Consider the following 24,236-nt stretch of genomic DNA (forward strand, 5'->3'; position numbering starts at 1 on the left):
ACTTATATGTTCTAGTAATTATGCGGTCAGGTATTTGTTCAGGTGAGCCAGCAAAACGGCATCCAAACCATACACATCCTTACGGAATTGCAAGGTACCTGAACTATCGACCCAGCAGGTAACATAGGTCAGGTATACCGGCACCTTATTGCTAAGGTCCACGTTATGAGGTTCGCTGCTGCCGCTTTCCATGTCTTTCTTAATGGTCTCGAACTTGCTTCCGTCACCATATAATGCTTGAGCCAGATCAAGCGGGCGCTCCACGCGCACGCAACCATGGCTTACCGCACGCATCGGGCGGTCAAAGGCGAGCTTGGCTGGGGTATCATGCAGGTAAACGCTGCTTTTGTTTTTGAACAGGAACTTGATCTTACCTAAGGCGTTGTCATCGCCTGGGCGTTGCTTGAAACTATATTCGTCGGGGTTCACGCTACCCCAGTCAATGGTCTCTGGGTCCTCAACCATTTTGCCACCTTTGTAAGCGTCCATGTTGTGGTTCGATAAGTAGTATGGATCTTGTGCAGCCTGCACCATGATCTCTTTGGTGGCAATGCTTTTAGGGATGTTCCATACCGGATTTACCTGAGCGGTGTAGATCATGCTGTTCAGTTGAGGCGTTTCACGCGAGAACGGACGGTCCACTTTATCACTTTCGTCATATTCGGTAAGGTCGGCTTGCTTATCAACATTACGGCCTTCACCCACACAAACCTTCATATTCATGACCGATTTACCGCCTTGTACCACATCCAAACGGTAATCAGGGATATTAACGATCACATATTTGTCGGCATTAGGCTTGTTTTTCCAACGCAAGCGTTCCAAGTTCACTTTCAGCAAACGGTCGGTCTCTTCGGCACTTTGGCCTTGCACCTGAATGTTGCTCGCCAGTGCTTTTTGCAAAGCGATGTATTGCGGGTCTTTGGGTTGTATGCTATCTAAAAAGGTCTTCATATCGGCTATGCCGAACACCTTTTTCATCGATACACTGTCTGGACGTTTGGTCTCGGTATAGTAACGCGCATATATCTTACGCGGGCTGATCACACCATACTGTAAAGCGTTGGTGTAGTTGATCAGTGCATTGGCCAATGAAGCCTCCAGCTCGGCCATAGTTTGGTAAGCCTCGTCGGTGGTCTTGATCGCATCTTTGCTGTAAAATTTGTTCACCAGGTCGTTCAGTTGTTTTGCCTGGAACATCTTTGGGTCAAGTCCGTGCTCGCCAGACTTGTTCAGGTATGAGGCCAGCGTCTTAAGGTCTTCACCTTCCATGTGGTCCAATACCAACACCGGATCATAGCCATTTTGCTCATAAAAGGCGGTGATCACTTCGGGGTGATTGAAGCGTTTCTTGCGTTCGGCCAGTACCTTTTTAAATACCGGGTCGAAGCCTTCAGGAGTCACTTTGTTAAAGGCCTTGTTCTTATTCACCTTGTAAATGGTGTTGGCCATGTCTGATCGTTTGTGCTTATTACAGCTTGCCAACACTAAGGCAAGTACGGCACAGTAAAATGCGTAAAGCGAGGTGCGCTTCAACGTAGAGTAAGTAGCTATCATAGGTTGCTGATTTGACTACTCTGTACAAATGCTGTACCATGACGGCAATTAGGTGTTGGAACCGCAAATAGCGGTATTTATGAGCTACGATCGACCGATACTTGTATAGTTTACCATAACTTTACGTACCATGTCGAATACGAATGAACTTGAAGTTTGGCTGCGCGGGCCTTTACCTGACGTGCCGCCACTACTGCAACCCGTTGCTCATGCCTTGTTGCAGGCCCGTGAAGAAGTTGACCGGTTGATGGCAGACCTTGATGAGAATCTATTATGGGAACGTCCCGCCGGGCTGGCGTCGCCAGGCTTTCATCTGCAGCATATGAAGGGCGTACTTGACCGGCTTTTTACTTATGCACGCGGAGAGATGCTCACGGGGGACCAACTGGCTTACTTGAAAAGTGAAGGGCAGCCGCCAGAAGACGATCAGGTGATCGAACTTTTAGTGCGGGCTTTTAATGGTCAGGTGGAAGCTGCCATACAACAGCTGATCGCTACTGACACCACTACGCTTACCCAGGCAAGGGAAGTGGGCCGTGCGCAAGTGCCATCGACCGTGATCGGCTTGTACACCCATTCGGCCGAACATACCATGCGCCACCTTGGCCAATTGCTGGTTACAGTAAAAGTGCTTAAAGGGTAACGAGACTATTAGATCTTTCCAGGAAATCAGCTTTGGCATCAGCTCCAATACCAGGCGTATCGTCAATGTTGAGGTGGTAACCTTCATAAGTGACCCCGCCGATACAAGGGTCCTCTAAGTGACCGATCATGCAGGTATCCATATCATAAAATTGGATGTTAGGGCAGGCATATACCAAATGCAACATCGCGCTTAAGGCTATACGGCTTTCCAGCATACCACCCATCATGCAGGGGATGCCGTGCTGTGCGGCCAGGTCATGTATCTTCAAAGCTTCGTGTATGCCGCCTGATTTAGCCAGTTTGATATTGATGTAATGGCATGAGCCGGTCTTGATTTGCACCCGTGCGTCATGATGCGTGTATACACTTTCATCAGCCATGATCTTCACTGGCGATCGCTGCATTAACTCTGGCAGCATATCATTGTTCCAGGTGCGCATCGGCTGCTCGCAAAACTCTACGTCGTATGGGCCTATTGCTTGCAGCGCATATACCGCATCTTCATAGCTCCAGCCCTGATTAGCATCTATACGTATCTTCATCTCGGGGCCAACGGCCTCACGTATCTTCTGAATGCGTACGGCGTCAAGTCGGGCATCCTTGCCTAACTTGATTTTCAAAGTTTTGGCACCGCTTAATTTAAGGTCGACGGCTTTACGTGCCATCAAATCTGGGTCGGCAATGCCTATGGTAATGTCGGTCTCCACCTCTCGGCGGGTGCCGTTCAGGAATTGATATAGTGGCAAGCCTGCGTTCTTGGCCGCTATATCATATAAGGCCATGTCGAACGCGCTCTTGATGGTATAATTACCGGCGGTGAGGTCATGTAATTGCTTTAACCTTGCCGGAATATCCAGCGCGTCCTTTCCTTCCCACAAGCGGGCGAAGTCGCGTGCCATGGCCAGGCAGGTCTCCTGCGTTTCACCGACTATCATAGGGAATGCCGAGCACTCGCCAACCCCATAAAATCCGGCATCAGTATGTACCTTAATAAGCACGTTCTGTGCGTAATGCATGGTGCCGGTAGCAATAGCAAATGGCTCCATAGGAATGCTAAAACGATAAATATCGATATGCTTGATGTAGACGTGCGGACGGTTCACTAGTAGGGGCATTTATGTCGAAACAATAATAAGCAATTAAGGTGTTTGAAAAATTACGGATGTTTGCCAATAATTTTTAAGTGGCTAACACAAATTAGTTTATATTTGCGTTACTCAGATAATTAGTTGTTTTTATACCACTTTTCGGCGCCGCATGACCTGATGCGTTTTTGACTTACAGTTACTGGCCCGACAACATATCCTACTTTTAAACTACATGGCTCTCAAAAATACGCCCGGCGACTTTGATTATAACTCGACCCGCAGCAAGCTCTTACTTACCGAATATGGCCGTAATGTGCAAAATATGGTCAAATACATCGTTAACCTGCCCACCAAAGAGGAGCGTAACCGCTACGCCAATGTGGTGATCGAGTTAATGGGTTTTTTAAACCCTCACCTGCGCGATGTGGCCGATTTTAAGCATAAACTGTGGGATCACCTGCACATCATCTCTGATTACAAGATCGATGTGGATTCGCCATACCCGGTACCATCGCCTGAGGCCATTCATATCAGGCCTGAGCCGCTGGGTTATCCTCATCAGCGCATTCGCTACAAGCATTACGGCAAGACCATCGAACTGATGATCGCCAAAGCCAAAAGCATCGAGGAGCCGGCACGCCGCCAGCACATGGTACAGGCCATTGCCAACTTCATGAAAATGGCTTATGTGCAATGGAACAAGGATTCGGTGGCTGACGAAAGCATTCTGGCCGATCTTCGTGAACTATCCAACGGTGACCTTAAACTGGAAGATAACGTGAACCTGAACCGCGTAGAGTTCCGTAACCCGGTACAGAATACCCGGGCCAACAACCAAAGCAGGGGAGGCGGTCAGCAGAACAGAGGAGGCGGTCAGCAAAATAACAACCGGGGCGGTGGTCAGCAAAACAACAATCGCAACCAGCAGAACCGCAATAATCAGAACCGTAATAACGGAAAGAAATACTAAAGTTACCGACATACCGAAGGCCGGGCACCGTAGCTTTAAGTCGACCGACGATAAAGCACTTAAGGTGACCGGCCTTTTAATTTTTAAGTTTTTAAAGTGTTGGATGTTCGCCTATTTGCAGGTGTCTGTTTTTTGAACATCTTTGCACTGAATTATTTTTAACGGTTATAGTGTCTGTTAAACACTATGTGAGCAATATGAAAGATGCATTCGTAATACAGGGTGGTAAAAGATTGAAAGGCGAGATCGTACCTCAAGGCGCTAAAAATGAGGCCTTGCAGATCATCTCGGCCGTGCTGCTGACCAGTGAGAAAGTTACCATCAGCAATATACCTGATATCAAGGACGTCAATAAACTGATCGACCTGCTGGGCGACATGGGGGTTACCATAGAACGCCTTGCACCGGATACTTACTCGTTCGAGGCCAAAAATATCGACCTGAACTTTTTCCAGTCTGAGGCTTTCAAGGCCAAAGGCGGCGGTTTGCGTGGCTCGATCATGATCGTTGGCCCATTGCTGGCCCGTTTTGGCAAGGCATCTATCCCTAAACCAGGTGGCGATAAGATCGGCCGTCGTCGTTTAGATACCCACTTCCTTGGTTTCGAGAAACTGGGAGCTAAATTCAACTACAATCCTGAGGATGGTTTTTTCAATGTAGATGCCACCGACCTGAAGGGAACCTACATCCTGCTGGATGAGGCCTCTGTGACCGGTACCGCTAACATTGTGATGGCCGCTGTGTTAGCCAAAGGCACCACTACGATATACAATGCCGCTTGTGAGCCTTACCTGCAACAGCTTTGTAAGATGCTGAACAGAATGGGCGCTAAGATCACCGGTATCGGCTCTAACCTGCTTACCATCGAGGGAGTTACCGAACTGGGTGGTACGGAGCACCGCATGCTGCCTGATATGATCGAGATAGGCTCGTTCATTGGTCTGGCGGCCATGACCGGTTCTGAGATCACTATCAAGGATGTGCACTACAAAGAGCTGGGCATCATTCCAGAAGTATTCAAAAAATTGGGTATCAAACTGGAACTGCGCGGCGACGATATCTTCATTCCGGCGCAAGATCATTATGAGATCGAGAGCTTTATTGATGGGTCGAGTATGACCATTGCCGATGCGCCATGGCCAGGCTTTACGCCCGATCTGTTGAGCATTGTACTGGTAGTGGCCATTCAGGCCAAAGGATCGGTCTTGATCCACCAAAAAATGTTCGAGAGCCGTTTATTCTTCGTGGATAAGCTGCTGGACATGGGCGCGCAGATCATTTTGTGTGATCCGCACCGCGCAGTGGTGATCGGTTTGGATAAGCAGGTGCAACTGCGAGGTATCTCTATGACCTCACCTGACATTCGCGCCGGAGTGTCTCTGCTGATCGCAGCACTATCAGCCCAAGGCGAATCGACCATTTACAATATTGAGCAGATCGAGCGCGGCTACCAACATATTGACGAACGTTTACGAGCACTGGGTGCCGATATAAAGCGTATCTGATCTAACAGATACACCTTGTAACAGAACCACTGCTTGACACGATCGGGCAGTGGTTCTTTGTTTTTAGGGCTATCCGCAACCATGCATTGACCGATCGTCTTTAAAACCAACGTTTGACCTTACATACTCATACACTTACCTTTAACCTAACAACAAATGATCACTTCAACCTTAAAGTTATATAAAGAGGCCTATCAAGGACTCTCACGTGACAGCTGGTTCTTGTCGCTAGTACTGCTCGTTAATCGTAGCGGAACCATGGTGCTGCCGTTCATGACCATTTATTGCACTCAAAAACTTGGATTTGATATTGCTCAGGCTGGTGTGGTAATGTCCATGTTCGGCTTCGGTTCATTGGCAGGTGCTTATGTAGGTGGTAAGATCACCGACCGTTACGGGTTTTACGATGTGCAGTTGGGGGCTTTGTTCAGCGGTGGACTGTTGTTCTTACTGCTCGGCTTTATGCATAGCTTTTGGTCGGTGTGCTTGACCACGTTCATCCTGAGCGTTTGTAACGATGCGTTCAGGCCGGCCAACTCCACGGCGGTAGCTCATTACAGTACACCCGAGAATCGCACACGTTCTTATTCCTTGAACCGTCTTGCCATCAACCTCGGTTGGGCTTTCGGCGGGGCCTTGGGAGGCTTTTTAGCTTCGGTGAACTATCATTTACTGTTCTGGGTGGATGGGTTTACCAATATCTTTTCGGGCTTACTTTTATTCAAGCTGATGCCGCGTAGTACTACGGCCATGTCGGCCACGGTGCAAAAGGCTAAAGTGAGTGTCGGCTCGGCCTATCGTGATGGTATCTATCTTTGGTTTCTATTGTTTTGCATACTCTTCGCCGGTTGTTTCTTCCAACTGTTCACGATACAGCCCGTGTTCTTCAAAACGCAGTGGCATTTTAACGAAACATTCATCGGCATTCTCATGTCAATGAACGGGCTGTTCATCATCGCTATAGAGATGGTGATCGTGCATAGTTTAGACGGGAGGAGAAACCCATTGGTATTCATTGCCGTGGGTACACTGATCACCGGGGCAGGGTTCATTTTAAGTGATGTGTTCCCGGCAACGGCCTGGGCGGCTATCGCGATCATGTTCTTCCTGACCATTGGCGAGATCATGAGCATGCCGTTCATGAACTCATTTTGGATATCGCGCGTTACAGAAGGCAATACCGGGCAGTATGCCGCTCTATATAGCATGGCATGGTCGGTAGCGCAGATCGGCGCTCCGGCGCTGGGCAGTATAGTGGTTGAGCGCTTTGGCTATACCGTACTTTGGTGGGGAATAGGAGCGGTGAGCGTGGTAGCAGCCGCCGGCTTCATCACCTTGTATAAGCTAAAGTTCAGTGATCGTTCATCAGAGGCGCTAACGTTCGAGCCGATCAATTGATCAAGACCAAACACAAAAGGCATCTTATGTTGAGTAGATGCCTTTTGTGTTTGATCATATGATGCGTTTAGCCAAGGTCTGGATATACCTCACGGTTGGCCGAACGTAAAGTGTTTTGCAACAGGCCAATAATGGTCATCAAGCCAACGCCTCCTGGCACCGGTGTGATCCATGATGCCTTTGGAGCAACGTTCTCAAAGTCGACGTCGCCAAAAAGCTTGTAACCCGACTTAGTGACGGTAGAGGTCTCACGGTTCATGCCCACATCCACTACCACAGCACCTTCTTTCACCATATCAGCGGTGATGAAGTTCTTTTTGCCAATGGCCACGATCAGGATATCAGCATCCAGCGTAAATTTTTTGATATCTGGCGTGCGGCTATGGCAAACGGTGACGGTGCAGTTACCCGGCTGCGTATTACGAGCCATCAAAATGCTCATTGGGGAACCCACGATGTTACTGCGGCCAACCACAACGCAATGTTTGCCGGCGGTATCGATACCATACTCTTTCAGCATTAGCGTGATCCCATAAGGAGTAGCCGGAATGAATGATGGCAGGTTGCGCTGCATACGGCCCAGGTTCACCGGGTGAAAGCCGTCCACGTCCTTGCGGTGATCAATGCGTTCGGTAACCTTTTCAGGGTCGATGTGCTTGGGTAAAGGCAGTTGCACGATAATGCCGTCAATGTCCGCATCAGCGTTCAGCTCGGCCACCTTAGCCAGAAGCTCTTCTTCGGTCACGGTGTCTTCGTAACGTACCAGTGTCGACTTGAAGCCCACCTTTTCGCAATTACGCATCTTGCTGGCCACATAGGTCTCGCTGCCGCCATCATGACCTACCAGTACCGCCACCAAATGAGGTTTGCGGCCACTCTTGGCCAGATATTCTGCCGCTTGTTCGGCTATCTCTACTTTAAGTTTCTCAGATACGTATTTTCCGTCGAGTAATTGCATGAATAGAAAATGTATAAAATAAGAAAAGGACAAAGGTTGTGCCTTTGTCCTTTGTATGATGTTTGCTTAGTCTAACTTCAATACCGCCATGAATGCCGATTGTGGTATCTCTACGTTACCTACCTGGCGCATGCGTTTTTTACCTTTCTTCTGTTTCTCTAACAGCTTACGTTTACGTGAGATGTCACCGCCGTAACACTTGGCGGTCACGTCCTTACGCAAGGCACGAACGTTCTCACGGGCGATCACCTTGGCACCGATAGATGCTTGTATAGCGATCTCAAATTGCTGACGAGGCAACAGCTCTTTCAGCTTCTCACAGATCTTTTTACCAAAGTCGTAGGAGTTGCTGCGGTGGATCAACGAAGAAAGTGCATCTACCGGTTCGCCGTTCAGTTTAATATCCAAGCGTACAAGGTCGCTCTGGCGGTAACCGATCTGCATGTAGTCGAACGAGGCGTAACCTTTGGAGATGGTCTTCAGCTTATCATAAAAGTCGAACACGATCTCACCCATCGGCATCTCAAATACCAGCTCAACACGGTCGGCCGTGAGGTACGACTGGTTAACGATGATGCCGCGCTTTTGTATACATAATGACATTACCGGGCCAACGAATTCGGCTTTAGTAATGATGTTAGCTTTGATGTAAGGCTCTTCCACATACTCCAGTTTGCTTGGATCAGGAAGGTCTGACGGGTTGTTCACGATCAGCTCGTCGCCTTTGGTAGTGTAAGCGATATACGATACGTTGGGAACGGTGGTGATCACCGTCATGTCGAACTCGCGCTCCAAACGTTCCTGGATGATCTCCATGTGGAGCATGCCCAGGAAGCCGCAACGGAAACCAAAACCCAAGGCCGCCGACGATTCCGGTTCAAATACCAGCGATGCATCGTTGAGTTGCAGCTTGGCCATCGATTCCCGTAATTCCTCGTAATCTTCGGTATCTACCGGATAAATACCTGCAAATACCATCGGTTTCACTTCCTCAAAACCTTGTATACCCTCGGCCGCCGGGCGCTCGATAGTGGTGATCGTGTCTCCAACTTTTACCTCGCGTGCCTCTTTGATACCCGATATGATGTAACCCACGTCACCGGTCTTGATCACATCCTTGGGTAACTGGGTCAGTTTTAAAGTACCCACTTCATCCGCAATGTATTCCTTACCGGTGGCCATGAATTTTACACGGGTATTCTTGCGTATCTCGCCGTTAACTACCTTAAAATAAGCAATGATGCCGCGGAAAGAGTTGAACACCGAGTCGAAGATCAACGCTTGTAGCGGTGCTTCAGGGTCGCCAACAGGGGCAGGGACGCGCTCAATGATGGCACGAAGGATATCATCGATACCCATACCGGTCTTACCCGATGCGGCCAATATCTCCTCGCGTTTACAACCGATCAGGTCAACGATCTGGTCCTTAACCTCCTCTGGCATAGCGCCTGGGAGATCCATTTTATTCAGTACCGGTATGATCTCCAGGTCGTTCTCTAAAGCCAGGTAAAGGTTAGAGATGGTTTGTGCCTGGATGCCCTGCGATGCATCAACGATCAGTAGTGCGCCCTCGCAGGCCGCTATAGAGCGCGACACTTCGTACGAGAAATCCACGTGCCCTGGCGTATCGATCAGGTTGAGCACATATTTTTGACCATCCAGCTCATAGTCCATTTGGATGGCGTGGCTTTTGATGGTGATACCACGTTCGCGTTCGAGGTCCATATCGTCGAGCAATTGGGCCTGCGCTTCGCGCTGGGTAATGGTTTTGGTATATTCGAGCAAACGATCGGCCAGGGTACTCTTACCATGGTCGATGTGTGCGATGATACAAAAGTTACGGATGTGCTTCATTTCAAAACGCAAAAATAACTTTTTAAGCCGATAAATCGGTATGCCTTTGCCGAAAACCCATTACATCGTTAAAGCGCCATGCAAGAAGAATTGATAAAGCATATATTGAATTGCCTAACAGATCATTATCAAGATGATGTTAAGCTATTGTCGATACATCCGGTAACCGGTGGAGATATCAATGAGGCATATTGCCTTGATACCAGCTCGGGCAAATTGATGATGAAGCTGAATAGCAGGAGCAAATATGCTGAAATGTTCGAGCGGGAGGCACAGGGGTTAGCTGCCATCCGTTCTAGCCGAACGATCGCCGTACCGGAAGTGATCATCTACGGCCATCACCATGATGACAGCTATCTGATCATGCAGTGGATAGAAAGCCGTCGCGCCACACGGGAGGCGTCAAAGCTGCTTGGGATTCAGCTGGCAGCTATGCATCGGAACACAGCATCCGCATTTGGTTTTAAACATCACAATTACATGGGCTCGATATCCCAAAGTAACCGGCGGCATTATAAGTGGTCAGAATTTTTCGTACAAGAGCGACTGATGCCCATGGTCAAGATCGCACGTAATAAAAGCTTGTTAGAGGAAAAGGATATTGCTGATATCGAGCAATTATGTCAACGCCTACCTCAACTGTTTGATGAGGAAGCTCCCGCGTTGATACACGGCGACCTTTGGGGTGGTAACTACCTGATCAGTGCCGACGGCAAGCCATACCTGATCGACCCGGCCGTTAGCTACGGTCACCGGGAATTCGATATATCGATGACAACGTTATTCGGCGGTTTTGAAAGGGCGTTCTATGACGCTTACCAAGATGCGTTTCCACTGGCGCAAGACTGGGAGGAGCGTACTGATTTGTGGAACTTGTACCCGTTGCTGTTGCATTTAAATTTGTTCGGGCTAAGTTATCTCGGTCAGGTGAGGAGTAGTATCAAGCGGTACTTGTAACAGATCGTCTTAAAACAAGCTCAATGGCCGCTCATCCGGCGCATCGAACCAGTCGCCACTTTTATTGTCCACTTTGTTCAGGCTTTTGCCTACCTGCACTTTGAGCAATGCACTGTTCTCAATGGGTTGTAATACTTCAGCGCGTTCATCGTAAGTTAATGCAGTGTCCAGCCACACAAGTGCTTGCTCCCGGGTCAGGATCACAGGCATGCGATCATGTACCTCGCCGACTATCTGATTGGGAGTGCGGGTGATCACCGTGGCGCTTAATAATGGAGCATCAAGCCGGGTGTTGTAGTCCCATAAGCCTGCCAATAACATCAGGTCTCCGTTGGCCATGCTGAAATACCATGGTATCTTTTCCTTGGTGCGTTCCCACTCATAAAAGCCGTTAATGGCGATCACACAATGGCGCTTACCTAATAGGTGTTTGTATGAGGCCTTTTGTGTCATGTCCTCACTGCGGGCATTGTGCGTTTGAAACTCCGGGTAGGTGTTGCTCCACGACGGCACCAACGGCCAGTGAAAATGCCGAAGCGCGTCGGGCGCACGGTCGGCCAGTCCAAAGATATAGTTGCCTTTGAACGCAAAGGCATTGACGTCGCCCTCCCGGGAAGTATCGCTATCCTTGACCCCTAAGCGCTGAGCGGTCTCTGTACTGCTCGAAAAATTGACCCTGCCACACATATGATCCCGCAAATATACGATGCCTTTACATCAAGATATTCTGAGCTCTATTTTATCGCTCATTAAACTGCCATTGTTTTACGGGTTTCCACGGACCACCTAGGTACTCGAACAGGCTTAAGCCAACACCCGTGGCCGTGAAGGGTTCAAATCGTTGTTCCAGTTCGGCCTTCAGCAGGGTGGCGGTCTCCGAGGGTACCTTGTTCTGCACCGTGATGTGCGGCCAAAGCTTATGCTTGTCTTGCGGGATCAGCTTATCCCACCAAAGCTTCTGCAAATAGGCATGCAGCTGTAGAAGCAGCGGGCAGTCGATCATATAAGCTACGCCACTGCCTGTCATTTTCAAACCTGTTATATTCAATTCCATTTGCCGGTAAGTATCTGCCGCCATCTGTATATCATTGATGACCTGCGGCTGGCCGGGTGGCAAGTGATGGAACAGCGTTAGGTGCGCATCAAGGTAATTGCGTTCGGGCGGGAAATGCGACCGGCGCTTTTCATTAAAGAATTGCTGGCTAACATGGTCAAGGGTCAAGGTCAAAATGAGGGGTGGAGCGTTCATGGCTATTGAACACGAGGCAAAGGCAGAGGTTTGCCTTGATAGATACGAACGGGCTTAACACCAGTGAATCTTCGTATAGTTCGTTCCTGTCGCAGAGCTAATTTAATCAATAGTTATAAACTGAGTCATATAAGTGCGCATCGATAGCTGCGTATAAGCAGCCGACCTCCAACACGGCTATTCACGTCATCCGACGCGTCAGCGAATTTTTGCTTGTCAATTTTTGCTTTTGGATGTAACCCTGTTCAAATATTTTTCGTAGAATGGCATGCATAGTTGTACTAAACCGTTTATCGATCAAAAACGATACTATATGGCTCAATATCTACGTAGTGTTTTTTCTTCAAAGTTAATGTCATGTTCAGCCGGACATTGATCGTTCGTTAATCAACTTATTTCATCACAACGATCGATCTTTCGTTCATGCTATCATTTATCAAAAACAGATCTCTCGGGTCGCTTGAGGCATTGCGAGTGCGTGCTTTGGCCCGTCGCGTGCATCGCTTAAGCATTTTAGCAGCGCTACTTATACTGGTCAGTACGTTCCGTTCTTCGGCTCAATATGCTATCGGGGGTAGTGCAGGCACCAACCTCGTTAATTCGGTGTATTGGCTTACGTGGGATCGCAACGCCAGCAATTCTACGCTTGAGTCAGCCCCGGCCGGTTATACGCCATCAAACATCGTTAACGGTACTTATGTGTGGCGGTTCTCTCCAACGGTACGCATCACGGGTGTGATCACCAATCAGGTGCTTTCGGCCGGTGCCAGTATGACCACTTACACCCCGGGCAGCTATTATGGTGATGGGCTCGACCTCATCTATTCAGGTAATAATCTGCCAAAGCCTGACTCGCGTGGCGTGCAAAATTCTGCCATCGCTACCACCAATGGCGGCACCGTTACATTCGACATCGACATTAAGGTGGCGATACTGATCAATGGGGTATGGACAGATGTGAACTACCCAGGGATGATCATTGCTGATGCCGAATCTATCGACGTGGGCGGTGAATATATTTCGGGTAATACGCCAAACGCCATTGCCTGGCAATTGCTCAACAAACGTACCCAAGGCAATGCTGCTGACGATCATTATAAAATGGAGTTGAGCAACGGTGGCCGGTCGTTCCGTTTATTTGCAGATCTGCCACCAGGTAACTTCGGGGTACAGGCGGTCATGTTCGCACGCGGCGCGCGCAACCTGACCAATGTTTCCATGAAAGGGTCAGGCATCACCGCTATGGCCATTGGTTTTGTGTTACCCTTTGACCTGGGCGATGCACCTGCCTCGTACGGCGTTACCGGTCATTACATCGACGATTTTACTGTGACCGATTACTATCCCGGAGATGGTATCTACGCGGTGATCAATTACAATACTACACCGCTTACCCCGAAAGCCCGTGTATTCATCGGTGCAGACAATCTGGATGCCGATGGTCAACCGGTGACCGGAGTTAATGCCGACAATGACGATCTGGTAGGCAATGCTGATGAGAGCACGCTTTCACCAGCCAGCTTGCCCACAGTGAAAGTGAACCAGGTGGGCGACATCACCCTTAATTTAACGGCGACCAATAATAAGACCACTCCGGCTATTTTATATGGTTGGCTCGACTTTAACCAGGACGGTGTTTTCGGCGCTGATGAACTGATCAAGGTAACCGTGCCGGCCAATACGGTCAACCAGCCGTTCGTGCTTACTTACCCGAACGCCATGTTCGCCTCCAAGACCAAGACAGGGCCTTTATACGCCCGGTTGCGCATCACCACTACTAACCTGATCGATGATGTGTCGACCATTCAGGACGAACGCAGTGTGTCGTTCTCTGCTGATGGTGAGGCGGAAGACTACCGGTTAAAGGATATTCAGGGCGTGACCATATCCGGATCAGTGGTAGATGACGGTAACGGCAGTGCCGATAATGCCATAACAGGCACGCCACTACGCACCTTATCTGGCAAGCAATTGTATGCTTACCTGGTGAACAGCGCCGGTATTATCGTTAACAAAGCGGCAGTTGATGCTAACGGAAATTACGCGTTGGCCAATAACAATAATGGTAATTACACCGTTGCTATCTCCACTAACGATGTTGGTATAGGTGGTGCATTGGCGGCGATCGATCCCAATCTTCCTGCCGGATGGCAGGCCTCAGGTGCAGCTTATGGTACTAACAACTCGGGAAATACGGGTATCAAACCTGGCACGCCCGACCTCAGGATAGCCGTGTCTACCCCAGGCACCAGTTTGGATGTTAGCAGCGTCAACTTCGGTATCAATCAGGCTCCTGTCACCATAGCCGACGTTGGAACTACCAATATAGGTCTGCCGATCACACTTACTGTGACGGCTAACGACACAGACGCCGATGGAACGATCAACGTGACCACCGTGCAACTGATCGACCCGGCCGACAACGGCAAGAAGACCACCGTGACCATCCCTAACCAGGGAACCTATACCGTCAATACTACTAACGGACAGGTGACCTTTACACCCTTAGCTACTTTTGCGGGTAAGGCAACACCATTGGCTTATACCGTAAAAGATAATTTTGGCACCGAAAGCGTAAGTGCGCTGATCAGCATCACTATCAAGCCTGTTGGTCAGGCCGACCAGGATGTAGCGCCGATCAATACACCGGTAACCACTGTGGTCAAAGCCAATGATGGCACCGCAGCAGCCAATGCCACCGTGACCGCTACCAATGGCGCACATGGTACCACCACAGTGGATGCAAATGGCAGGGTGACCTATACACCGGCGACAGGTTACGCAGGTATAGATAATTATACCTATACGCTGACCACGCCAGATGGTGTGATATCGGACCCGATCACGGTAAGTATCAGCATAAAGCCTGTGGGTGTGAATGATGCGGATGTGACGCCGATCAATACGCCGGTGACCACTATTGTTAAAAGTAACGACGGCGCCAGCGGCATAGGCACTACGGTGACCAGTACCAGCGGATCGCACGGCACCACCGCGGTAGATGTGAACGGTAGAATAGTATATACCCCAACCAGTAATTACATTGGCAAAGATGTTTATACGTATACCCTAACCACACCCGACGGTATCGTGTCAGATCCGATCACGGTCAATATCAACATCAAACCTGTAGGGGTGAATGATGCGGTGACCACGCCACTCAATACGCCGGTAGTGACCACCGTGAAAAACAACGACGGCGCAAGCGCCAACGGCACCACGGTAACGCCTACCAACGGTTTGCACGGCATCACCACGGTTGATGCCAATGGAAGGGTCACCTATTCGCCTGTGGCAGGTTATGTTGGTACTGATGTTTATACATATACGCTTACCACGCCTGATGGCGTAGTGTCAGACCCGATCACGGTCAATGTTACTATATACGCATCATCATTAGGCCTCACCAAGGTTGCTAACAATGGTTACAGCAAAGTGGGCGATGTGATCAACTATACACTGGTGGTTAGCAACACCGGCAGCACACCGCTCACCAACGTGGCGATCACCGATGCTGGTGCCGATGCAGGTTCTATAACGCCAGCAACTATAGCTACCTTGTTGCCGGGCGCAAGCGTAACGGCCACTGCAAGGCACACTGTAGTAGCGGCCAATATCACCGCCGGCCGTTATAGTAACCAGGCCGTAGCTAATGCCACCGATGCTAATGGCATTACTATCACCAAACGTTCTGATGACCCGAATACTTCTGCAGGCGAAGATCCTACCGTTGTGAATGCCACCATAGCTCCGCCGGCTGGTTCGGTAAGCTTGACCAAGACCGGTGTATTCAGCTCATACTTCATCACCTATACCTTCTTGATCCGTAACACGGGCAACTCGGTGATCAACACCCTGGCACTAACCGATAGCAAATTGGGTTTCACCAATTCGCCGATCAATTTGCCGGCAGGTGGTTTGCAACCTGGAGCCACTGTTACTTATACCCAGAATTATACGCTTACCCAGGCCGATAAGGACGCAGGCACCGTGACCAATACGGCCAGCGTGACCGGTGTGGACGCAGGCGGAAATACCTTGACCAATACCTCTGGCACAGTGACAACCTTCCCTAAAGCGCCTGTGGCGGCCAACGATGCCGAGATCACTGGTGTTAATCAACCGGTCATTATCAAGGTGCTCAATAATGATGATAAAGGCAATAGCGCTTTCGACCTTACCTCTGTACAGATCGTTACCCAGCCCGCACATGGCACCGTTACGGTAGGTGGCGATGGCACCGTGACCTATACGCCTAATACAGGCTATGCCGGCGATGACGTATTCACTTATCGCGTTCGCGACTTGAATGGTTATTACACCAATGTGGCCACGGTGAATATCAGTATCAGTGCCATCTCGAACTTGAAGATTCCTAACGTGTTCACCCCGAACGGTGATGGCGTTAACGATGTGTTCGAGATCCGCGGTATCGAGAAGTTCACTCAGAATGAGCTGATCATTGTTAACCGGTGGGGCAACGAGGTGTTCCATCAAACCAATTATCGCAACACCTGGACAGGGGAGGGCCTAAACGAAGGAACCTATTACTACATCCTCAAAGTGAAGAGTAACGATTGGCAGGTAGCCAAAGGTTATGTGACCCTGATGCGAACCCTTAAGAGATAAATGTTGAAGTATCGTGCACCGCATTATATGAAAAGACTTTTAACCATATTATTCATACTTACTGCAGGGCGCTTGTTCGCCCAGCAGGATGCCCAGCAAAGCCAGTATATGTTCAACGGCATATACATTAACCCGGCTTATGCGGGTTACAAAGAGAACCTGAATTTTCACAGCTATTTCCGTTCGCAATGGACAGGCATTGAGGGTTCGCCTACCAGCATGTCGTTGGCAGTAGATGCCATCGCTAATAATGGCAATGTGGGTTTAGCGTTCCAGCTGGCGAGCGATAAGTTGGGCGCTCAAAGCTATCTGTCGGCTTATGCCAACTATGCCTACCGCCTGCGGATGAACGAAGAAGGCTCTTCCAGACTAGCTTTCGGGCTCGGCCTTGGCGCCATGCAGTTGGGCCTGAACGGCGCTCTGCTGAATCCTAATGATCCTGAAGTGAACATGCCGCTTACCATGCAAAGCGCCATCATCCCTGATGGAAGGGTGGGCGTCTTTTATTCTGACAACAAGTACTACGCTGGCCTTTCGGCCGATAACCTGATCGCGCAGTTCATCAACGTGCGTAACCGGGGTTTCATCGCGCAGCCTAAGCCGCACTATTACCTGACCGCAGGTGCATTGTATCCGCTATCAGAGGATGTTCTGATCAGACCGAGCTTTTTGCTGAAGGATGATAACGGTGGCCCAACCAGTTTGGACCTTAATGCGTTCATTATGTTCGGTCAAAAGCTTTGGGTAGGTGGCTCGTACCGTACCGGCGTTAAGCTGTATAACAAAAGCTACTTACAGAATGACCTGAGCTATCTGAACTCGTTCGTGGCGGCAGTAGAGGTGTTTCCACTCGAGAACCTCCGTGTGGGTTACGCCTACGATATGTCGATCGGTCCGCTGAAAGGTTACAGCAGCGGTACGCACGAGATATCGATCGGCTTTTATATCAGGACACAAAAAACAAGGATGTTAACGCCAAGATTCTTTTGATACCATGTTGAACAACGGTAATTGGATACGATCAGGCCGCGCATCTGTTGGGCGTGGGGTCATAGCAGTGGCAGCGTTCGTGCTTATGTCGGGGCAAACCGCCAAAGCGCAGTATGTACAGAAACTGGCTAACGAGCAGTACGAGCTTTATAACTACAGCAAAGCGGCCGAACTATATTTACAGGCTTATAAAAAGAAGCCTACGCTGATCACGGCCGAGAACCTGGCCAACTCGTACCGCCTGATGCGCGACTATAAAGAGGCCGAAAAGTGGTACGCGATCGTAGTGGCCATGCCTGAAAGCAAACCGCAGAACATTTTCACTTACGCAGAGGTGCTCAAGAACAACCTGCGCTATGCCGAAGCAAAAGAGCAATACAAAAAGTACTACACCCTGATGCCCAAAGCATCGCTTAAGGAGTTGAATTATTGGACCGCCTCATGCGATTCGGCCATGAAGTGGATGAAGAACCCGGTGCCGGTAACGATCGACAATGAGCAGGCGCTGAATACGCCTGAGTCTGACTGGGGAGCCGTACGTTACGCCGACCGCGTGGTATTCACATCTGACCGTACCGACAAGCTCCAAAAAGAAGAGACCAAAGTAAAGCGGCCGTTCATTTGGTTCGATGACAATTCCAGTATAGATAAACGGATATACGGCTGGACGGGTAATAAATACCTTAACCTTTACGAACGCGGCACTAGTGGCGGCGACATCAAGCCGTTCACTTTCATTGCAGGTACTGATTATCACATCGGTGCAGCCAGCTTTACAGCGGATGGCATGGATATGTATTTTACGCTGACACATCTGCTGAAAGATAAACCTAAAAAAGATACCGCCAAGATCACCACCATCAACCTGGGCATTTATCATAGCCGTTTTGATGCGGTGAACAGGCAGTGGAGCAAGCCGGAACCGTTCGCTTATAATAAGGAAAGCGAATACTCGGTTGGCGACCCTTTCATTACGCCTGATGGCCGTACCTTATACTTCGTTTCCAACATGCCCGGCGGTATTGGTGGTACCGATATTTACTACTGCACCAAAGAGACCGGCGTCTGGGGTACACCGGTCAACGTATCGTCGGTCAATACAGCTTCTAATGAACGTACGCCGTTCATCGATGCAAAAGGCAACCTATACCTGTCGTCAGACGGTGATAAAGGTATGGGCGGATTAGATATCTTCAAGGCCGTTAAAAAGGGGGATGCTTTTGCCAGTAAGCAAAACCTCGGCTATCCCATCAATTCCGCTCAAGATGATCTTTCGTATACGCTGACCGATAGCTTATCTGGTTACTTATCCTCTAACCGTACCGGTGGCAAGGGGAGCGATGATATCTACAGCTTTGCCTACAAAGCGCCGGTGCTCTATAAGTTGGAAGGATTTGTGTTCGATAAAAATACTAACGCCGTCTTGCGCAACAGCACGGTGACCCTTAACCGGATCAACGGCGGCAATGCCGTGGTCAAGACCGACGCCCGCGGACATTTCAACTTTACGATATACAACGATAACCGTTACCGCCTGAAAGGCGAAATGAACGGCTACCTGGCCGGGGTGGTAGACACCTTTGCGACGGCTGGCCTGGATCCCAACGCGCCGATACGCAAAGATATTTACCTGGAAAAGATTGTGTTGAAGAAGGCGATCAGGCTGCAAAATATCTATTATGATCTGGATGATGCATCGATCAGGCCTGATGCGGCTGCCGAGCTCGATAAGCTGATCAAGATCATGAAGGAGAACCCTACGCTGGTGATCCAATTGTCGTCACATACCGATAGCCGTGCCGATGATGATTACAACATGTCCTTGTCAAGGCGAAGGGCAAATGCCGCGATGGAGTACATCATTACGGTCGGTGATATCGACGAGGACCGGCTGATCGCCCGAGGTTATGGCGAAACACGCCTGCTTAATAAATGCAGCAATGGCGTCAATTGCACCGAGGCCGAACACCAGTGGAATCGCCGTACCGAGTTCGCGATCATCAAGTATTAGTATACTAACTAAAGGTCAATAATGTCGTTCAAAAAGCCTGTATCTCAACCGATACGGGCTTTTTTATTATAGGATGTTGGCCTCGGTTAACTGTTCGTTACAAAATAATGGCAAACAAGAAAGTGCTAAACGACCTTATTAGGGTAGACATTTTTAAGGATCTATACTTACGATATGCCTAAAACGATAATTGTTGCTAACCGCTTGCCGGTAAAAATTCAGGAAAATCATGATCAGTATACACTCATTCCAAGTGAGGGTGGGCTGGCCACCGGGCTGGGCTCGGTGTACAAACAAGGTAACAACGTTTGGATCGGCTGGCCAGGCCAGGTGATACCTGAAAACAAGAGGCCTGAGGTAGGGCAGAAGCTGCAAGAGCTGAGCTTGGTACCGGTATATCTGACACAAGACGACGTGTTGGAATTTTATGAAGGCTTTTCCAACGATGTATTGTGGCCCGTTTTTCACTACTACGCATCAACCTATACCACCTATAAACCTTCACACTGGGACTACTACCAAAGTGTGAACGAGAAGTTCAAAGAGGTGATCATGGCCAACTGTGAACCGGGTGATACCATTTGGATACACGACTATCAATTGCTATTGTTACCGTCATTGATCCGTCGCGAAAGGCCTGATGTATCTATCGGCTTCTTTTTACACATCCCATTCCCATCGCACGAGATGTTCCGGCTGATCCCATGGCGGGCGGAGTTACTACAAGGCATGTTGGGTGCCGACCTCATCGGCTTCCATACTTTTGATGATGTGCGCCACTTCCTGAGTTCGGTAAGCCGCATATTGCCGGTACCGGTGTCATCAAATATGATCACCTCGGGCGAGCGCTCTGTGATCGTCGAATCATTCCCTATGGGCATCGATGAGCAGAAATACGCGAGCATGACCTATGAACCCGAGGTGATCGAACAGGCTGCCCAGATACGGCAGATCTTTAAAGGCGGCAAGATCATCCTGGCGATCGACCGGTTAGATTACAGCAAAGGCATCTTACAACGCTTGCAGGCACTGGAGCTATTGTTGGAGGAACATCCGGAGTACATCGGTAACGTGACCCTATACATGGTCGTGGTGCCCTCGCGCGATACCGTTCCGCAATACATGTACCTGCACGATCAGATCGATAAAAAGGTAGGCAACATCAACGCCAAATACCGCACCATGGATTGGACGCCTGTAAGCTATTACTACCGTTCCGTACCACTGGAAACGCTGTCAGCCCTATACAGCACGGCGGATGTGTGTCTGGTGAACCCCATGCGTGACGGTATGAATTTGGTGAGTAAAGAATACGTGGCCAGCCGCACCAATAATGATGGCGTGCTGATCCTGAGCGAAATGGCCGGTGCATCGCGTGAGCTGATCGATGCCTTGCTGGTGAACCCTAATAATGTGATCCAGGTGAAAGATGCTATTATTGAGGCACTGGCCATGCCGTTAGAAGAGCAGCAACGCCGCATGAAACAAATGAGGCAGCTGGTAGCCAAATTCAACGTGAACCATTGGGTGCAGATCTTTATGGAGCGCCTCAACGAGGTGAAATTGCTTCAACGGTCTATGCAGACCCGTCATGTGCATTCCACCACGGCGCAATCGATCATTAACCGTTACCATAATACTGGTAAACGTATCATCTTTTTGGATTATGATGGTACCCTGGTCGAGTTCAAGCCTAATGTTGACCAGGCCGTTCCAGACCGCCAATTGTATGATCTGTTAGCCAAGCTATCGGCCGACCCAAATAATCAGTTAGTATTGATCAGCGGTCGTAAGCACGAGAATCTGGGCGACTGGTTCGGCGACAAGAACATCTACCTTATCGCCGAACATGGGGCCTGGTTCAAGCCGCCTCAGCAGGAATGGCACAAGATCAACGGACTATCTACCTCCTGGAAGAAAGATATTCACACGGTATTAGAAAAGTACGTGGACCGTACGCCGGGATCATTTATCGAGGAAAAGACCTATTCGTTGGTGTGGCATTACCGTAAAGCTCAACGTGGTTTAGGCGAATTGAGGGCCAATGAACTGATGAACACCTTAAAATTCCTGGCTACCGACAAAGGCTTACAACTGTTGCCGGGCGATAAGGTGGTCGAGATCAAGAACATGGAGATCAACAAAGGCAAGGCTGCGCTGAGTCTGGTGGATCAGGGCGATTGGGATTTTATCATGGCCCTGGGCGACGACGTGACCGATGAGGATCTTTTCAAAGCCTTGCCCGAAAGTTCGGTAACGATCAAAGTGGGGTCGGGGGCATCGGTGGCTAAATTCTATGTGCGTAACCCCAAAGAGGTTCGCGGCTTGCTGACCGCCATGACGGTGGATACCCAGGTGGCCATTTAACGATCAGTGACCATTATTTGCCAGTACCGGCTATATTTGCGGCATGGAACCCATCAAGCCCAATAGCCAGGTACTGGTCGATATAGTCAAGACCGCAATGCCTTTTGGCAAATACAAGGGTACTCTGCTTTGTGATCTGCCGGTGAGTTACCTGGAATGGATGCACAGCAAAGGTATGCCTGCGGGTAAGCTGGGAATGATGTTAAGCACCGTGCATGAGATCAAGATCAATGGGTTGATGCCTCTCCTGCAGTCGGTCAAAAACGCAGTAGGGTAAGTCTATAGCCTATCGAACCAGCCTTTTTTCCAAAAATACCATAGCTGTATAAGCCCGATAAGCAGCATGATACCTATGCAGTACACGTAACCATGCGGCTCGTAAAGTTCGGGCATGTTCAGGAAAAGGCGCTGGTTAGTGTCGGGGTCGGTGGGAGCAAAGTTCATCCCGTAAACACCCGCAACAAAGGTGAGCGGTATAAAAATGACCGATATAATGGTAAGCACCTTCATGATCTCGTTCATGCGATTGCTTACCATTGATAGATAAAGATCAATGATACTGGCACTGATCTCCTTGTAACTCTCTATAAGGTCAATGATCTGAATGCAGTGGTCGTAGGCGTCGCGCAGATAAGTTTTCGTCTCTTTGGTGATGAGCGGACTATCGGTACGGATCATGTCATTGATCTTATCACGCTCGGGCCAGCTGGCGCGGCGTAGTACGATCAGTGTACGTTTCATGTGCTGCGTATCATACATCACACTTTTATCCGGCTTGTCGTAAATACGGTCCTCAATGCTTTCCAGTTCCTCGCCGATCTGGTTCAATACCACAAAGTACCAGTCGATCAGGGTATCGAAAAGGGCGTAGCAGATGTAGCCCGGACCGTTATTCCTGATCGGGCTATTATCGGCCTTTAAACGCTTTTCCAGACCCTCAAAGTTCTCCTCGTGCGTCTCCTCAAAACTGATGATCAGGTTATCTTTCACTAACACCGATAGCTGTGTGTTCTTCAGCTCGAACTTGTCATCTTCAAAGGTGATAAGCCGCCCGGTAGCGAACACGTAATCATCATACTCGTCAAATTTAGGGCGCTGATGGTTGTTCATGATATCCTCAAGCACCAGGTCACTGATGTTGAGGTAATCGCCTATATGCTCGATCATGTCGGCATTGCCCAGCCCGTTGATCTTGATCCAGTGCGAATGATCAGTGCAGGTCTGTAGTTGTTCTTTAACGATGCTGATGTCGGCTCCTTCATTGGTGACCAGCTCGGTGGCGTTGTAGGAGTATATACGGATCTTTGGTGGCAAAGCGCCGTCAGGCACACGAATGAGGCCGGGCTTATCGCCCACGTTGCCTGCACGCCGGTTCATTTTGATCCGTTTATACTGCTTGGAGGTCATGCTTACAGGTAGTTCAGTGTTTGCGGACCCTGGTTAAAGAGCAGGTCAACGATGCTCAGATCAGGCAGGAAGCCTTTTCTTTCTTCAAAAACCTGATAATAAGGTTTTTGTTCAAGCTGTATCTCTTTTTTAGGATGAATGTCGTTACGGTGGTCGGCTAAGCCTTCATAATGTCTATGAAACTCCGTTGTATATCGAGGCTCGATATTGAGCTTCATGAACTTGAGCACCATCTGAAGCAGCTGTTCATTATAGTCGAACAGGTGCTCGAATTTTTGCTCATAAAAACGCGCAAAGTCATCCTCATAAAATTCAAAGTAGGCCGAGCGGCGATAGCATGATTGCAGGCTCATCCAGTGCAAACGCTGCCAGTTGAATTCGTAACTGATCTTCACATCTTTAACAGGGGTATGCACTTTTGATCCTTTTACCACAGGCACCACCAGGGCCAACAGGCCATCGGGGGAGTAGATGTGCGCCCGGTTGCGATAGGTCTGCTTCGGAAAATGCTCGTATTTTTCGATCAGGGTGCCGTTCCTGTGCTTGTTCAGCAAGCTGAAATAGGATACCGGCGGTAAATAAAACATAGGTAACAGGGCACCACTTTCCATCATATATATTTATGTTTGCAGCTTTAAAATTTTGCAAAAG

At 49.2% G+C, this 24,236-nt stretch carries 18 protein-coding genes; 10 read left to right on the forward strand and 8 right to left on the reverse strand.

Features of this window, described 5'->3' with window-relative positions:
* Positions 1–18: 18 nt before the first annotated feature.
* On the reverse strand, positions 19–1,557 hold the full coding sequence (locus LLH06_RS08685) for a L,D-transpeptidase scaffold domain-containing protein (RefSeq protein WP_228172929.1): 1,539 nt from the start codon (positions 1,555–1,557) through the stop codon (positions 19–21).
* A 130-nt stretch (positions 1,558–1,687) separates the two neighbouring features.
* Between LLH06_RS08685 and LLH06_RS08690 the strand changes: the two genes are divergently transcribed.
* On the forward strand, positions 1,688–2,200 hold the full coding sequence (locus LLH06_RS08690) for a DinB family protein (protein WP_228172931.1): 513 nt from the start codon (positions 1,688–1,690) through the stop codon (positions 2,198–2,200).
* Here the strand turns inward: LLH06_RS08690 and LLH06_RS08695 are convergent.
* The gene (locus tag LLH06_RS08695) at positions 2,190–3,317 is read right to left on the reverse strand and encodes a mandelate racemase/muconate lactonizing enzyme family protein (protein ID WP_228172933.1); all 1,128 of its coding nucleotides are present in this window, start codon (positions 3,315–3,317) and stop codon (positions 2,190–2,192) included. The two genes, LLH06_RS08690 and LLH06_RS08695, sit on opposite strands and share 11 nt — an antisense overlap.
* 205 nt (positions 3,318–3,522) lie before the next feature.
* On the opposite strand from LLH06_RS08695, the gene LLH06_RS08700 reads away from it, so the two are divergent.
* The 3 genes from LLH06_RS08700 to LLH06_RS08710 all read left to right on the forward strand — a co-directional run bounded on the left by LLH06_RS08700 (position 3,523) and on the right by LLH06_RS08710 (position 7,163).
* The gene (locus LLH06_RS08700; RefSeq protein ID WP_228172934.1) at positions 3,523–4,260 is read left to right on the forward strand and encodes a DUF4290 domain-containing protein; all 738 of its coding nucleotides are present in this window, start codon (positions 3,523–3,525) and stop codon (positions 4,258–4,260) included.
* A 197-nt stretch (positions 4,261–4,457) separates the two neighbouring features.
* The gene (gene murA, locus LLH06_RS08705; protein ID WP_228172936.1) at positions 4,458–5,765 is read left to right on the forward strand and encodes a UDP-N-acetylglucosamine 1-carboxyvinyltransferase; all 1,308 of its coding nucleotides are present in this window, start codon (positions 4,458–4,460) and stop codon (positions 5,763–5,765) included.
* A gap of 156 nt (positions 5,766–5,921) precedes the next feature.
* The gene (locus LLH06_RS08710) at positions 5,922–7,163 is read left to right on the forward strand and encodes an MDR family MFS transporter (RefSeq protein ID WP_228172938.1); all 1,242 of its coding nucleotides are present in this window, start codon (positions 5,922–5,924) and stop codon (positions 7,161–7,163) included.
* A gap of 67 nt (positions 7,164–7,230) precedes the next feature.
* Here LLH06_RS08710 and LLH06_RS08715 read toward each other — a convergent pair whose 3' ends face one another.
* Positions 7,231–8,121, reverse strand: a complete 891-nt coding sequence (locus LLH06_RS08715) for a bifunctional 5,10-methylenetetrahydrofolate dehydrogenase/5,10-methenyltetrahydrofolate cyclohydrolase (RefSeq protein ID WP_228172939.1) — start codon at positions 8,119–8,121, stop codon at positions 7,231–7,233.
* 66 nt (positions 8,122–8,187) lie between these two features.
* On the reverse strand, positions 8,188–9,975 hold the full coding sequence (gene lepA, locus LLH06_RS08720; protein ID WP_228172941.1) for a translation elongation factor 4: 1,788 nt from the start codon (positions 9,973–9,975) through the stop codon (positions 8,188–8,190).
* 78 nt (positions 9,976–10,053) lie between these two features.
* On the opposite strand from lepA, the gene LLH06_RS08725 reads away from it, so the two are divergent.
* Entirely contained in the window at positions 10,054–10,932 is an 879-nt protein-coding gene (locus tag LLH06_RS08725) for a fructosamine kinase family protein (RefSeq protein ID WP_228172943.1), read from the forward strand.
* A 9-nt stretch (positions 10,933–10,941) separates the two neighbouring features.
* On the opposite strand, the gene LLH06_RS08730 is transcribed toward LLH06_RS08725, so the two are convergent.
* Entirely contained in the window at positions 10,942–11,619 is a 678-nt protein-coding gene (locus tag LLH06_RS08730) for an SOS response-associated peptidase (protein ID WP_228172948.1), read from the reverse strand.
* 52 nt (positions 11,620–11,671) lie between these two features.
* On the reverse strand, positions 11,672–12,181 hold the full coding sequence (locus tag LLH06_RS08735) for a 2'-5' RNA ligase family protein (RefSeq protein WP_228172950.1): 510 nt from the start codon (positions 12,179–12,181) through the stop codon (positions 11,672–11,674).
* A gap of 423 nt (positions 12,182–12,604) precedes the next feature.
* On the opposite strand from LLH06_RS08735, the gene LLH06_RS08740 reads away from it, so the two are divergent.
* From LLH06_RS08740 to LLH06_RS08760, 5 genes are all read left to right on the forward strand, one after another.
* A complete protein-coding gene (locus LLH06_RS08740) occupies positions 12,605–16,810 on the forward strand; it encodes a CshA/CshB family fibrillar adhesin-related protein (RefSeq protein ID WP_228172952.1) in 4,206 nt (1,401 codons plus the stop codon).
* A gap of 27 nt (positions 16,811–16,837) precedes the next feature.
* A complete protein-coding gene (locus LLH06_RS08745) occupies positions 16,838–17,800 on the forward strand; it encodes a PorP/SprF family type IX secretion system membrane protein (RefSeq protein ID WP_228172954.1) in 963 nt (320 codons plus the stop codon).
* Positions 17,801–17,804: 4 nt separating this feature from the next.
* Complete coding sequence (locus LLH06_RS08750) at positions 17,805–19,811, forward strand: OmpA family protein (protein WP_228172956.1); 2,007 nt, start codon at positions 17,805–17,807, stop codon at positions 19,809–19,811.
* A gap of 174 nt (positions 19,812–19,985) precedes the next feature.
* A complete protein-coding gene (locus LLH06_RS08755) occupies positions 19,986–22,178 on the forward strand; it encodes a bifunctional alpha,alpha-trehalose-phosphate synthase (UDP-forming)/trehalose-phosphatase (RefSeq protein WP_228172958.1) in 2,193 nt (730 codons plus the stop codon).
* A gap of 43 nt (positions 22,179–22,221) precedes the next feature.
* Positions 22,222–22,455, forward strand: a complete 234-nt coding sequence (locus LLH06_RS08760) for a DUF3820 family protein (RefSeq protein WP_228172960.1) — start codon at positions 22,222–22,224, stop codon at positions 22,453–22,455.
* Between the two features lie 2 nt (positions 22,456–22,457).
* Here LLH06_RS08760 and corA read toward each other — a convergent pair whose 3' ends face one another.
* Both corA and LLH06_RS08770 read right to left on the reverse strand, forming a co-directional pair.
* Positions 22,458–23,585, reverse strand: coding sequence for a magnesium/cobalt transporter CorA (corA, locus tag LLH06_RS08765; protein ID WP_228172962.1), 1,128 nt, complete (start codon positions 23,583–23,585; stop codon positions 22,458–22,460).
* Positions 23,586–23,587: 2 nt separating this feature from the next.
* Positions 23,588–24,172: a WbqC family protein gene (locus LLH06_RS08770; protein ID WP_228172963.1), complete on the reverse strand. Its 585-nt coding sequence runs from the start codon at positions 24,170–24,172 to the stop codon at positions 23,588–23,590.
* Positions 24,173–24,236: the final 64 nt, after the last annotated feature.

The sequence above is a fragment of the Mucilaginibacter daejeonensis genome (assembly GCF_020783335.1).
GTDB classification, from domain to species: Bacteria; Bacteroidota; Bacteroidia; order Sphingobacteriales; family Sphingobacteriaceae; genus Mucilaginibacter; species Mucilaginibacter daejeonensis.

Coding starts and splice junctions, on each gene's coding strand:
- LLH06_RS08770 (WP_228172963.1), bottom strand. CDS start 24,172: ATGTTTTATTTACCGCCGGTATCCTATTTCAGCTTGCTGAACAAGCAC.
- LLH06_RS08760 (WP_228172960.1), top strand. CDS start 22,222: ATGGAACCCATCAAGCCCAATAGCCAGGTACTGGTCGATATAGTCAAG.
- lepA (WP_228172941.1), bottom strand. CDS start 9,975: ATGAAGCACATCCGTAACTTTTGTATCATCGCACACATCGACCATGGT.
- LLH06_RS08715 (WP_228172939.1), bottom strand. CDS start 8,121: ATGCAATTACTCGACGGAAAATACGTATCTGAGAAACTTAAAGTAGAG.
- LLH06_RS08700 (WP_228172934.1), top strand. CDS start 3,523: ATGGCTCTCAAAAATACGCCCGGCGACTTTGATTATAACTCGACCCGC.
- LLH06_RS08710 (WP_228172938.1), top strand. CDS start 5,922: ATGATCACTTCAACCTTAAAGTTATATAAAGAGGCCTATCAAGGACTC.
- LLH06_RS08745 (WP_228172954.1), top strand. CDS start 16,838: ATGAAAAGACTTTTAACCATATTATTCATACTTACTGCAGGGCGCTTG.
- LLH06_RS08685 (WP_228172929.1), bottom strand. CDS start 1,557: ATGATAGCTACTTACTCTACGTTGAAGCGCACCTCGCTTTACGCATTT.
- murA (WP_228172936.1), top strand. CDS start 4,458: ATGAAAGATGCATTCGTAATACAGGGTGGTAAAAGATTGAAAGGCGAG.
- corA (WP_228172962.1), bottom strand. CDS start 23,585: ATGACCTCCAAGCAGTATAAACGGATCAAAATGAACCGGCGTGCAGGC.
- LLH06_RS08755 (WP_228172958.1), top strand. CDS start 19,986: ATGCCTAAAACGATAATTGTTGCTAACCGCTTGCCGGTAAAAATTCAG.
- LLH06_RS08740 (WP_228172952.1), top strand. CDS start 12,605: ATGCTATCATTTATCAAAAACAGATCTCTCGGGTCGCTTGAGGCATTG.
- LLH06_RS08725 (WP_228172943.1), top strand. CDS start 10,054: ATGCAAGAAGAATTGATAAAGCATATATTGAATTGCCTAACAGATCAT.
- LLH06_RS08750 (WP_228172956.1), top strand. CDS start 17,805: ATGTTGAACAACGGTAATTGGATACGATCAGGCCGCGCATCTGTTGGG.
- LLH06_RS08695 (WP_228172933.1), bottom strand. CDS start 3,317: ATGCCCCTACTAGTGAACCGTCCGCACGTCTACATCAAGCATATCGAT.
- LLH06_RS08730 (WP_228172948.1), bottom strand. CDS start 11,619: ATGTGTGGCAGGGTCAATTTTTCGAGCAGTACAGAGACCGCTCAGCGC.
- LLH06_RS08735 (WP_228172950.1), bottom strand. CDS start 12,181: ATGAACGCTCCACCCCTCATTTTGACCTTGACCCTTGACCATGTTAGC.
- LLH06_RS08690 (WP_228172931.1), top strand. CDS start 1,688: ATGTCGAATACGAATGAACTTGAAGTTTGGCTGCGCGGGCCTTTACCT.